General features: G+C 60.6%; 11 protein-coding genes and 1 pseudogene. 8 read left to right on the forward strand and 4 right to left on the reverse strand.

Annotation, left to right across the window (positions count from 1 at the left end; translation table 11 throughout):
• Positions 1–38 precede the first annotated feature (38 nt).
• A pseudogene (locus ACZRKZ_RS07435) lies at positions 39–2,299 on the reverse strand (transketolase-like TK C-terminal-containing protein).
• A gap of 191 nt (positions 2,300–2,490) precedes the next feature.
• Between ACZRKZ_RS07435 and ACZRKZ_RS07440 the strand changes: the two are divergent.
• Both ACZRKZ_RS07440 and pcsA read left to right on the forward strand, forming a co-directional pair.
• Positions 2,491–3,429 (forward strand): class I SAM-dependent methyltransferase, encoded by a 939-nt coding sequence (locus ACZRKZ_RS07440; RefSeq protein ID WP_133103367.1) that lies wholly within the window; start codon positions 2,491–2,493, stop codon positions 3,427–3,429.
• 150 nt (positions 3,430–3,579) lie between these two features.
• On the forward strand, positions 3,580–4,299 hold the full coding sequence (pcsA, locus tag ACZRKZ_RS07445) for a phosphatidylcholine synthase (protein WP_463981223.1): 720 nt from the start codon (positions 3,580–3,582) through the stop codon (positions 4,297–4,299).
• A 40-nt stretch (positions 4,300–4,339) separates the two neighbouring features.
• Here pcsA and ACZRKZ_RS07450 read toward each other — a convergent pair whose 3' ends face one another.
• Positions 4,340–5,125, reverse strand: coding sequence for a sulfite exporter TauE/SafE family protein (locus tag ACZRKZ_RS07450; RefSeq protein ID WP_463981224.1), 786 nt, complete (start codon positions 5,123–5,125; stop codon positions 4,340–4,342).
• A gap of 109 nt (positions 5,126–5,234) precedes the next feature.
• A complete protein-coding gene (locus ACZRKZ_RS07455; RefSeq protein ID WP_463969580.1) occupies positions 5,235–6,005 on the reverse strand; it encodes a class I SAM-dependent methyltransferase in 771 nt (256 codons plus the stop codon).
• Between the two features lie 197 nt (positions 6,006–6,202).
• Here ACZRKZ_RS07455 and ACZRKZ_RS07460 point away from each other — a divergent pair, with 197 nt between their 5' ends.
• The 4 genes from ACZRKZ_RS07460 to ACZRKZ_RS07475 all read left to right on the forward strand — a co-directional run bounded on the left by ACZRKZ_RS07460 (position 6,203) and on the right by ACZRKZ_RS07475 (position 8,720).
• The gene (locus ACZRKZ_RS07460) at positions 6,203–6,724 is read left to right on the forward strand and encodes a DUF3455 domain-containing protein (protein WP_463981225.1); all 522 of its coding nucleotides are present in this window, start codon (positions 6,203–6,205) and stop codon (positions 6,722–6,724) included.
• 90 nt (positions 6,725–6,814) lie between these two features.
• Positions 6,815–7,354, forward strand: coding sequence for a sigma-70 family RNA polymerase sigma factor (locus ACZRKZ_RS07465; protein ID WP_463981226.1), 540 nt, complete (start codon positions 6,815–6,817; stop codon positions 7,352–7,354).
• Positions 7,351–8,061, forward strand: coding sequence for an anti-sigma factor (locus ACZRKZ_RS07470; RefSeq protein ID WP_463981227.1), 711 nt, complete (start codon positions 7,351–7,353; stop codon positions 8,059–8,061). The genes ACZRKZ_RS07465 and ACZRKZ_RS07470 overlap by 4 nt, the downstream gene beginning before the upstream one ends.
• 104 nt (positions 8,062–8,165) lie before the next feature.
• Entirely contained in the window at positions 8,166–8,720 is a 555-nt protein-coding gene (locus tag ACZRKZ_RS07475; RefSeq protein WP_463969576.1) for a UPF0149 family protein, read from the forward strand.
• A gap of 4 nt (positions 8,721–8,724) precedes the next feature.
• Here ACZRKZ_RS07475 and ACZRKZ_RS07480 read toward each other — a convergent pair whose 3' ends face one another.
• Complete coding sequence (locus ACZRKZ_RS07480) at positions 8,725–9,078, reverse strand: DUF1428 domain-containing protein (protein ID WP_463981228.1); 354 nt, start codon at positions 9,076–9,078, stop codon at positions 8,725–8,727.
• A 239-nt stretch (positions 9,079–9,317) separates the two neighbouring features.
• Here ACZRKZ_RS07480 and aroA point away from each other — a divergent pair, with 239 nt between their 5' ends.
• Together aroA and ACZRKZ_RS07490 are read left to right on the forward strand one after the other, a co-directional pair.
• Entirely contained in the window at positions 9,318–10,574 is a 1,257-nt protein-coding gene (gene aroA / locus ACZRKZ_RS07485; RefSeq protein WP_463981229.1) for a 3-phosphoshikimate 1-carboxyvinyltransferase, read from the forward strand.
• A 32-nt stretch (positions 10,575–10,606) separates the two neighbouring features.
• Complete coding sequence (locus ACZRKZ_RS07490; RefSeq protein WP_463981230.1) at positions 10,607–10,996, forward strand: hypothetical protein; 390 nt, start codon at positions 10,607–10,609, stop codon at positions 10,994–10,996.
• The last annotated feature ends 142 nt before the right edge of the window (positions 10,997–11,138 follow it).

Here is an 11,138-nt window from a genome sequence, read left to right on the forward strand (position 1 = left end):
GCCAGCTCCCACCTTTAATCTTCATTGTTTAGAAGATTTCAGCAGGTCCAGGACGCGCCTCGCTCCGTCTGCAACCCATAACGTTCAATCGCCTGTTGGCATACCTCGCGATCCAGGCTCCCCTGCTCCGCCAATGCCGTGAGCGCTGCCAACACGATGTGATAGCGGTCCACCTCAAAGAAATCCCGCAACGCCGCACGTGTATCGCTGCGACCAAAGCCATCGGTGCCTAGTACCGTGAAAGCCGAATCCAGGTACGAAGCAATCATTTGCGGCACCGCCCGCACGTAGTCAGACACTGCAATCACCGGTGCGCCTTTGGGCAAACAGTCGGCCAAATGGCTGTGGTGTGGTGCTTGCCCAGGATGCAGACGGTTCCAGCGTTCCACCTCCCGCGCTTCCCGCGCCAGTTCGCTGAAACTGGTGACGCTGTACACCTCGCTTTGCACCTGCCAATCGTCCGCCAGCAATTGCGCGGCAGCCTGGGCTTCGCGCACCAGCGTGCCGGAGCCGAGCAGGCGTACCTTGCCGCTGGCCTGTTCGCTGAGACGGTACATGCCCTTGATGATTGCCGCCTCGACACCTTCCGGCAGCGTGGGCTGCGGGTAGTTTTCGTTCATCAGGGTCGAGCCGATGTCTTCCGGCTCGTAACGCTGGCCGACGCTGGAGTAAATGCCGATCTGCTTGAACAGGTTGGCCATGCCGAAGGTCCGCGCTTCGTCCGCCACGATCGGCACGATGCGCGGCCCAAGGGCCTTGTCCTTGAGCAGGTTGCTGAGCATCCGCACAAAGGCCATGGTAGTGGACATTTCCTTGCCTCCCGCCTGGGTTGCGAAGCTGGCATAGCCTGCCATCGGTGGCACGCCTACAGGCTCCGCTTGCTGGACGCGGCCAGGTACATAACCGCCCAAGGCAGCACGGCGCTGGTGCAGATAGCGCATTTCGGCGCTGTCATCAGCCGGTTTATAGAAGCTCAGGGACTCGGCCTGTTCGTCCGACAGCGGCAACTGGAAGCGATTGCGAAAGGCGATCAAGGCATCACGGTCGAGTTTTTTCTGTTGGTGAGTGGTCATCTTGCCCTGACCCGCCTCGCCCATACCGAAGCCCTTTTTGGTCTGTGCCAGGATCACCGTCGGGCGGCCTTTTACCAGGCGCGCGGCGTGGTAAGCGGCATGGATTTTCACCATATCGTGGCCCCCGCGCTTGAGACGGTCGATCTGCTCGTCACTCAAGCCTTCTACCAATTTGGCCAGGGCTTCGCTTTGGCCGAAGAAATGCTCGCGGTTGTAGGCGCCGTCCTTGGCGGCAAAGGTCTGAAATTGTCCGTCCACGGTCTGGGACAAGGTGCGCACCAGCGAGCCATCTGCATCGCGCGCCAGCAAGCCATCCCAGTCCGAGCCCCACACCAGCTTGATCACGTTCCAGCCGGCGCCGGCAAACAACGCTTCCAGCTCGTCAATGATTCGGCCATTGCCGCGCACTGGGCCGTCGAGGCGTTGCAGGTTGCAATTGACCACCCAGGTCAGGTTATCCAGGCCTTCCCGGGCGGCCAGGGTCAGCGCTGACATGCTTTCCGGCTCGTCCATTTCGCCGTCGCCGAAGACACCCCAGACGTGGCGGCCGGTGGTGTCCTGCAAGCCGCGATGCTGCAGATAACGCATAAACCGCGCCTGGAAGATCGAGCTGATGGGCCCAATGCCCATGGAGCCGGTGGGAAATTGCCAGAAGTCCGGCATCAGCCACGGATGGGGGTAGCTGGACAACCCTCGGGCACCGACCTTGAGCGCACCGATTTCCTGGCGATAGTGCTCAAGATCGGCTTCGTTCAAGCGGCCTTCAAGGAAGGCCCTGGCGTAAATACCGGGAGCAGAATGGGGCTGATAGAACACCAGGTCGCCGCCGAAACCGTCATTACGGGCGCGGAAGAAATGGTTGAAGCCCACCTCGAACAAATCCGCGGCACTGGCATAGCTGGCGATATGGCCGCCCAACTCGCCATAGGCCTGGTTGGCCCGTACTACCATGGCCAGGGCATTCCAGCGCACCACCGAGGCTAGCCGTTCTTCGGTGGCCAGGTCGCCGGGGAAACGCGCTTGCTGGTCCACGGCGATGCTGTTGATGTAGGGCGTGCCGTGACGCGGCTTCCAGGCGATGGCGGGTGCGCCGCCAGCATGTCGAGGATCTCCCTGGCTCGCGCGGGCCCGGCATTGGCTACCAGCGATGCCAGGGCGTCACGCCATTCGGCCAGCTCTTGCTGGTCTGTCGCCGTCTGACTCATTGCACTCGCGAAACCGTTCATGGGCTACCTCCAGGCTTTTTTCCAGTTTATGCCGGCGCCAGAGGAATTTTTGACTGTTATAGGCCGATCAAGCCTATTTTTTGAGCATGAATAACTGCCAAAACCAGCATTACGAGCACGTTGTGCTTCAACCCCCTTAAACCCCGCAATTGTGTTTAAAATGCCGCCCGCTCAATGACCGACGCTGCCCGATGAACCCAGACGCACTCGCCACCCTCAACGCTCATTTGCTCACCGCCCTGCAAACCGCCCCCACGGAGACTCGGCGCCTGTTCCACGGCCGTGGTCGTTGCTGGCCTGGCCTGGAACAGTTGACCGTAGACTGGCTGCAAGGCGTGGTGCTGGTGTCACTGTTCAAGGAACCCGAGGCGACAGAGCTGGCAGCCTTGAAACAGCTGTTGACGCACATCACCGCATCCAGCCAATGGCAGCAGTCCGGTGCCCATACCCTGGCTCTGCAACACCGCTACCTGCCGCAAAGCACCACCGAGTGGCTGCTGGGGGAGATCGTCGACGAGTTGACCCTCACCGAGGGCGGCCTGCGCTATCTCATCGACCTGGGTAAAAAACAGAACAGCGGTCTGTTTCTCGACATGCGCTACGGCCGCAACTGGGTCCGCGAGCATGCCCAGGGCCTGCGGGTGTTGAACCTGTTCGCCTACACCTGCGGTTTTTCCGTGGCGGCCATCGAAGGTGGGGCCACCCATGTGGTCAACCTGGACATGGCCCGTGGCGCCCTAAGCCGAGGTCGCGACAATCATCGGCTCAATGGCCATGACTTGGGGAAAGTGAGCTTTCTGGGACATGACCTGTTCAAGTCCTGGGCCAAGGTCACCAGCAGCGGCCCTTATGATCTGGTGATCATCGACCCGCCGTCCTTTCAAAAGGGCAGCTTTTTGCTGACCAAGGACTACCAGCGCGTCTTGCGCCGCCTGCCAGACTTGCTCACGCCAAAAGGCACGGTGCTGGCGTGCATGAATGACCCGGCGTTTGGCGAAGATTTCCTGATCGACGGCGTGACCCGCGAAGCACCCAGCCTGCGTTTTGAGCAACGGCTGGAAAACCCGCCGGAATTCCCTGATATCGATCCACAAAGCGGCCTGAAGGCGCTGGTCTTTCGTCAAGGCTGATGTCATAGCGCCCAGCGCTTGCTACGCTAACCCTTACCCCGGGTGGTGAACCTTATTCCCTCCTTCCCGGTCGATACTTGCACCCTTTGGCCAGATTCGACGGTGTCACACCCGTCGGCTGCCCCGTTTCACCTTCTGGAGAACGCCCCTGTGATATCGACCCTACATGTAGCCAGACTCAAAGCCTGGGGCGCCCACGGCTTTACCGCCACTGGCGTGGTGTTGGCGTTTCTGGCGACCCTGGCGTTGCTGGAGAATCAGCCCAAGGCCTGCCTGCTGTGGCTGGGCCTGGCGCTGGTAGTAGATGGCGTCGACGGCTCGTTGGCGCGCCGGGTCAATGTACAGACGGTGCTGCCCAGCTTTGATGGCTCGGTGCTGGACTTGGTGATCGACTACCTGACCTACGTGTTTATCCCGGCACTGTTTATCTACCGCTATATCGACTTGCCGGACTTCACGCACCTGTTCACGGTGTCGGTGATCCTGGTCTCTTCGCTGTTCTGCTTTTGCAACGTCAACATGAAGAGCAAGGACAATTATTTCCAGGGCTTCCCCGCCGCCTGGAATGTGGTTGCACTGTGTGTCTACATCATCGACCCGTCCGCCTGGGTAACGCTTTTGACCGTGATCGGCCTGGCGCTGCTGACCATAACCCCGATGAAGTTCCTGCACCCGTTCCGGGTCAAGCGTTTTATGCCACTCAACATTGCGGTGACCACGGTGTGGTTGCTGTGCAGCCTATTGCTGGTGATCGACCAGCCGTACACCAATGGCCTGACCATGGGCTTGTGGCTGTTGATGTCGGCGTACTTCCTGGGGATTTGTATCTGGCGTACGGCGGTGGAGTGGCTGGATAAGTCGCGCTCGTAATCGGCAAAATGCTGAAGAGAAGCTTGTTGTGGCGGCTGTTTCAAAACGCAAGCTTGTACCCGATCAACCCCAGCATCACCGCCAGGCAAGGGCGCAGGAGCTCGTCCGGCACCCTTCCGGACATATGGCTGCCCACGTAGATCCCCGGCAGCGAGCCCATCAGCAGAAACCCCAGCAGATGCCAATCCATGTTGCCCATGCTCGCGTGCCCAAGGCCTGCGACCAGGGTCAGCGGCACCGCATGGGCGATTTCGGTGCCCACCAGGCGTTTGGTGGCCAGGAACGGGTACAGGATAAACAGCGCCACGGTGCCCAGGGCGCCGGCGCCGATGGAGGTCAGCGCAACCATGGTGCCGAGGATCACGCCAGTGACCACTGTCAGCCCGTTCAGGTTGCGCGGGCTCATGTGGTAGTGATCGCCGGCATGACGTTGCGCGAAGGCCAACAGCTTTTTCTTGAACAGAATTGCCATGGCCGTCAACAGCAGTACCACGCCCAACGCCTGCTTGATCACCTCGTTCATGGCGGTGGGGTCGGTGTGCAGGCTCTTGAGAAACCACAGCGTCAGCAACACTGCCGGCACGCTGCCCAGGGTCAGCCAGCCGGTGATGGTCCAGTCGATGTTCTTGTTTTTGCCGTGAACCAGCACCCCACCAGCCTTGGTGATGGCGGCGTACAGCAGGTCGGTGCCCACGGCGGTGGCTGGGTTGATACCAAACCACAACAGGATCGGGGTCATCAACGAGCCCCCGCCCACACCGGTCATACCGACGATAAATCCAACAAGCAGGCCTGCGACAACGAAACCAAAATTACCCACATCCATTACAACTACCTACGGCCTTATAAAATCCTGGCCGCAGCATAGCGATTTTTCTTATAACTACTTATATCAATACGATCTGACTTTATGCCTTTTTGTCAGCTCGATTGATTCAGTCCACACGCAGACATCTATAAGCCTGGGTCTGATACGGGAAAGCCACCGTGTCGCGGCCGCGCAAGGCTGGGTGAGTGTGGATCAAGGTGTGCAGTTGTTCGGTCACCGTCGCTTTCTTGTCGGCCGGCAACGCGGCGATAAAGCTCACTGACAGGAAGCGGTCCATGATCACCTCTTGTGGGCTGCCAACATGGGTGTAGGGGAAACAGGACATTTGCGGTGCCAAGAAATACTCTCCGGTGAACGCCTCGCGCCACTGCCCGGTATGAAAGCGCGGCGTGTCGCCCTCGTAGGGCGTGATGATCGCAGTAATGGCCGCGACCCAATCCACCGACTCATCCCGCACATTCCAGATTAGCCCCAGGCAGCCACCGGGCTTGAGCACTCGGTGGATTTCCCGCAATGCCGCTTGCGTGGAAAACCAGTGGAAGGACTGGGCGCAGACCAGGGCGTCGGCACTGGCGTCCTCAAGGGGAATAGCTTCGGCGGTACCTGTCAAGAGATGCACATCCGGCATTCCCTTCGTCAACTGCGCGGCCATGGCTGCTACAGGTTCGACGGCAATCACTGTCGGCGCAACAGTGCTCAGCAGGCGGGTGAACTTGCCGGTCCCGGCTCCCAGGTCGACCACCGTGGACTGCGCATTGATCTGCAGTGCCTCGGTCAGCCAGCCGGTCAGTTGCCGTGGGTAGTCCGGTCGGCCCTGGGCGTAAGTGGCAGCCTGGGTAGAGAACCCCTGTTGAGCAGACGTGTGAACACCGGTCATTGCCAATCACTCCTCGGGTATTACGGGGTCACAGTGTGCGACTGCTGTTCGTCGAAGCCAAGGGCTTCACGTCGGCATGGGACTAATGTCTGCCACCGATTTATTTTTCAATCAGTGCATCCGTTTGATCTCGCGGTGAGTAGTACAGGAAGCAGCCACACCGCTGCCCAGTTGTTCACCCTTACGGAGAGAGACCGATGAACGTTCAATCACTGCTCTGCCTGACCTGCCTGCTCGCTGCCGCTCCGGCAGCCTTTGCCCAGACCGGGTTGCCCGACAGCATCAAGGTGCCGGACGGACACAAGGTGGCCATGGAAACCACCGGTGTTGGCGAAATCACCTACGAATGCCGCGACAAGGCCAATGCCGTCGGGCAGACCGAATGGTTCTTCGTCGGCCCCAAGGCTGTGCTCAATGACCGCAGCGGCAAGCAGGTCGGCACTTACTTTGGCCCGCCAGCCACCTGGCAAGCCAAGGACGGCTCGAAAGTCACCGGCACCCAATTGGCCGTCGCACCGTCCAGCGCTGGCAACCTGCCCTACCAATTAGTCAAGGCCAACCCGGCTGAGGGCAAGGGCGCCATGAGTGGCGTCAGCTATATCCAGCGCGTCGCGCTCAAGGGCGGCGTGGCGCCGAGCTCCGAATGCACGGCGGCCAATAAAGGCAAGCAGGAAGTGGTGAAGTATCAGGCGGACTACATTTTCTGGGCAGCCAATTAATTTGCCTCGAGAGCAAAGTCATCTACGCTGCTCCGATAACACCCCGGTCTTATTTGGCCGGGGCTTGACCTTGTCCTGGTGGCCCGAACCTTGCCCGAACCCTCTTTTGACTATGAAGCCTGCCTGTTGACATGTGCCCGAGGCGAGCAGCAGGCCTTGCGTCAACTGTATGAACAGGAAAGCGCCCATCTTCTGGGCGTGGCCCAGCGTATCGTGCGGGATAAGGCCCTGGCGGAAGACATCGTGCATGACGCCTTTATCAACATATGGAACGGCGCCGCCGGTTTCGATCCCGACAGAGGCTCGGCCCGTGGCTGGATCTTCAGCGTGACCCGGCACATGGCGCTCAACTTCGTACGCAACAATGGCCGTGAAGTGCCGCTCAGTGCAGAGCACGAACAGACACTGACCGCCGAAGCGCCCGTCGACACCTTCGAATACCGTGCCCGCACAGGGCAGATTTACCAATGCCTGGAACATTTGGAGCCGGTCCGACGCAGCTGCGTGTTGCATGCCTATGTCGATGGTTATTCCCACAGCGAAATCGCACAGAAACTGGGCACCCCCCTGGGGACCGTCAAAGCCTGGATCAAACGTAGCCTCGCGGCACTGCGTGAGTGCATGGCATGACGATAAAGAGCACACCTCGCGAGCTGGATGAGCTGGCGAACGAATATGTACTGGGCACCTTGTCGGCCGAGCAACGCATGCACGTGCAACAGCGCCTGGAACAGGACGCCGACCTGCGAACGGCAGTCGATGCCTGGGAGCAACGGTTGTTGCCGCTGACGGCGTTGGCCGAGCCTGTCACGCCCTCGGTGTACCTGTGGCGACGGATCGAACGCAGCCTGGGTCATTCGGTACGGCCCGCCGTCGGGGGCTCGGCGGTGTCGTGGTGGAACCTCCTGGCCCTGTGGCGTGGTTTGGCGGGTGCCGGCATGGTAGCGAGCCTGGTGCTGGCAACATTACTGCTGACCCGCACGGCAGCGGTCAACCCGACGGCCTACGTGGTGGTGCTGATGGCGCCGCAAAGCCAGACGCCGGGCTGGGTCATCCAGGCGAGCAACGATCAGCAGATTCAGCTGATACCGCTGGGCGTCATGGAAATCCCGGCGGACAAGGCGCTGGAGTTCTGGACCAAAGGCGATGGCTGGCAAGGGCCGGTGTCCCTGGGGCTGGTCAAGCCGGGGCAGACGCTGTCGGTGCCGCTGGATAAACTGCCGCCGCTGGCGCCGAACCAATTGTTCGAGATGACCCTGGAGAACCCAAGCGGTTCGCCGACGGGTAAGCCGACGGGGCCGATTCAGGCGATTGGGCGGGCGGTGAAGGTGATTTGAGTGGTCGCGCAACATTAAGGCGCTGGATTAAAACGCCCACAAGCGCCATCCTCCGCGCTTTAAGCCGCCCCATCAGCGGCGCTCGACGAACAAAGGATATTTCCATGCACGACCAACCCCTCGCCCCTGCCGATTTCGAGTCCATCGAAGACATTCTGTTGAAGTACGGCGACGACCACTCGGTGCTGAACCTGGCCGAACTCGACGGTTACTTCACCGCCCTGGTATCCAGCCCGGCTCAGGTGGACGTCGCCGAGTGGTTCCCGGCCATCTGGGGTGGCCAGAACCCGGACTGGGAAAGCACTGACGAAGCCAAGCAATTTATCGACCTGTGCGTGCGCCATATGAACGCCATTGCCACCCAGTTGGCAGTGAACGCCCAAGGCTTCAAGGCCCGCTTTGAAGAAACTGAGCACCAGGATCAGCCGCTGACCCTGGCCGAGGAATGGTGCTTCGGTTATATCCGTGGCGCAGCCGTGGGCAACTGGCCGCAACTGCCCGCCGAACAAGCCGAGCAGTTGGAAAAGATTTCCTGGTGCGCGGAGCAGGACAACTTCGAATTGCCTGCCGATCTTGACGTAGGTTTGCATCAGCAGCGGGTCAGCGCCATCGAGCCGGCAGCGCGGGCGTTGCACGATTACTGGTTGGCCAAGCGCTAACCCCTCAGCTATTGAGGATCATCTCAAAGCCGCCATAGATCATCCGTTGCCCGTCAAAGGGCATCGGATTGACGTCGGCCTTCATGCGCGGGTCTTCCATCACCTTGCTCATCCCCGCGTCGCGCACCTGCCGCGACGGCCAGACGATCCAGGAAAACACCACCGTTTCATCGTCCTTGAGCTTGACCGCCATGGGCAGCGAGGTCACCTGGCCCTGGGGCACGTCGTCCCCCCAGCACTCGACGATATTCAGCGCACCGTACTCCTTGAACACCGCCGCCGCGGCCTTGGCATGCTGGATAAACCGCTCACGATTGGCGGTGGGCACTGCGATAACACAACCATCGATGTAAGACATGATCACTCTCCTGATTGGAAGGTATGAACGACCAGGATTGAAACGAGCCGTTCTCTCTTGTAGTCGATCCATCAGGCGCTCAATCGACAGGCTTCTCGACAACGCCGACCAGTGGCATCCCTGCTTGCGGGCACTCACAACGATCCCTGCTCGACAAGGGCATCGTCTTTGGCCGATTATTCGTCTCCGCCAGCCGGCCACTCCACGCCACCACCGCCTTGAATCAGGAGCCTTGTACCTTGAGTTCGCAGAAAACCGTGACCGTTACACCGCCCAACTTTCCACTGAACGGCAAGGTAGCGCCCCCCGGCTCCAAATCCATTACCAACCGCGCTCTGTTGCTGGCGGCCCTGGCCAAGGGCACCAGCCGCCTGAGCGGCGCGTTGAAAAGCGACGACACCCGCCATATGTCGGTGGCCTTGCGGCAGATGGGCGTGGTCATTGATGAGCCGGATGACGTGACCTTCGTCGTCACAGGCCAGGGCAAGCTGCAATTGCCCCCACAGCCGCTGTTTCTCGGCAATGCCGGGACTGCGATGCGCTTCCTGACGGCGGCGGTGGCCACGGTGCAAGGCACGGTGATACTGGACGGCGACGAGTACATGCAAAAGCGCCCCATCGGCCCCTTGCTGGCGACCCTGAACCAGAACGGTATCGAGGCCGACAGCCCGACAGGTTGCCCTCCGGTGACCGTCCACGGTAGTGGTCAGGTCAAGGCCAAGCGCTTCGAGATCGACGGTGGCCTGTCGAGCCAGTACGTCTCGGCGCTGTTGATGCTGGCGGCATGCGGCGAAGCGCCCATTGAAGTAGCCCTGACCGGCAAGGACATTGGCGCTCGTGGCTACGTTGACCTGACGCTCGATTGCATGCGCGCCTTCGGTGCCCAGATCGAAGTCGTCGACGAAAGTACCTGGCGCGTGGCGCCCACCGGCTATACCGCCAATAACTACCTGATCGAACCCGACGCTTCCGCCGCCACCTACTTGTGGGCCGCCGAAGTCCTCACCGGCGGCGCCATCGACCTGGGCGTTGCCCCACAAGACTTCACCCAGCCCGACGCCATGGCCCAGGCCGTGATCGCGCAGTTCCCACACATGCCGGCCACGGTCATCGGTTCGCAAATGCAGGACGCCATCCCGACCCTCGCCGTGCTGGCCGCGTTCAACAACACGCCGGTGCGCTTCACCGAATTGGCTAACCTGCGGGTCAAGGAATGTGACCGGGTCCAGGCGCTGCACGACGGTCTCAACGAAATTCGTCCCGGCTTGGCGACCATCGAAGGTGATGACTTGCTGGTGGCCAGCGATCCGGCGTTAGCCGGCACCTCGTGCAACGCGTTGATCGACACCCACGCCGACCACCGCATCGCCATGTGCTTTGCCTTGGCGGGACTGAAAGTCGCGGGGATCAAAATTCAGGACCCCGACTGCGTGGGCAAGACCTATCCTGAGTACTGGAAGGCCCTGGGCAGCCTTGGCGTCCAGTTGAGCTACTAAGCCATCAACACGGGTGTGGGGAGGGAGTTTTCATGACGGTTCGCCAACCCTGCCCACCCGGCGCCTGCGATTGCGAGCGTGAGCAATTGCTTGATGCCCCCGACGCAGACCAGCGCATCCTGCACCTGACCCGCCAGGAAGAAAAACGCCTGCTCGAACGCCTTGAGAATCTGCAAAGCCTGCCGGACCTGGAACGCATGCAACAGCTGATGTACCAGCAACTGGGCATCTGCGTGCACGTTGCTCCCGGCCACACTGAAGTGAAAACCATGCGCGGGATTGAGATTGTCATCGACGAGTTGCCGGGGCTGTGCCGCAAGACCCGCAAGTTGATCCCGACGGCAATTCGCAAAGGGCTGGAGAAACAGCCGGAGATTGCGTATCGGTTGCTGGATGCCCATGACTTGTTTCGGGAGGATTAAAACAGGTCCCGTATCTGCGCTAAAGTTCGACAGCTCCCACATTATTTGATCCAGACCGACGAACACCCGCCCCTCCGGTCGGCTATAAGGCTACCAAAAAAAGGGGCAATCACTGATCGCCCCAAACTGGTTACAACGAGAG

Source organism: Pseudomonas sp. c313 (genome assembly GCF_055407145.1).

Coding starts and splice junctions, on each gene's coding strand:
- ACZRKZ_RS07450 (WP_463981224.1), bottom strand. CDS start 5,125: ATGGATGTGGGTAATTTTGGTTTCGTTGTCGCAGGCCTGCTTGTTGGA.
- ACZRKZ_RS07490 (WP_463981230.1), top strand. CDS start 10,607: ATGACGGTTCGCCAACCCTGCCCACCCGGCGCCTGCGATTGCGAGCGT.
- ACZRKZ_RS07440 (WP_133103367.1), top strand. CDS start 2,491: ATGAACCCAGACGCACTCGCCACCCTCAACGCTCATTTGCTCACCGCC.
- ACZRKZ_RS07475 (WP_463969576.1), top strand. CDS start 8,166: ATGCACGACCAACCCCTCGCCCCTGCCGATTTCGAGTCCATCGAAGAC.
- ACZRKZ_RS07480 (WP_463981228.1), bottom strand. CDS start 9,078: ATGTCTTACATCGATGGTTGTGTTATCGCAGTGCCCACCGCCAATCGT.
- ACZRKZ_RS07460 (WP_463981225.1), top strand. CDS start 6,203: ATGAACGTTCAATCACTGCTCTGCCTGACCTGCCTGCTCGCTGCCGCT.
- ACZRKZ_RS07455 (WP_463969580.1), bottom strand. CDS start 6,005: ATGACCGGTGTTCACACGTCTGCTCAACAGGGGTTCTCTACCCAGGCT.
- ACZRKZ_RS07470 (WP_463981227.1), top strand. CDS start 7,351: ATGACGATAAAGAGCACACCTCGCGAGCTGGATGAGCTGGCGAACGAA.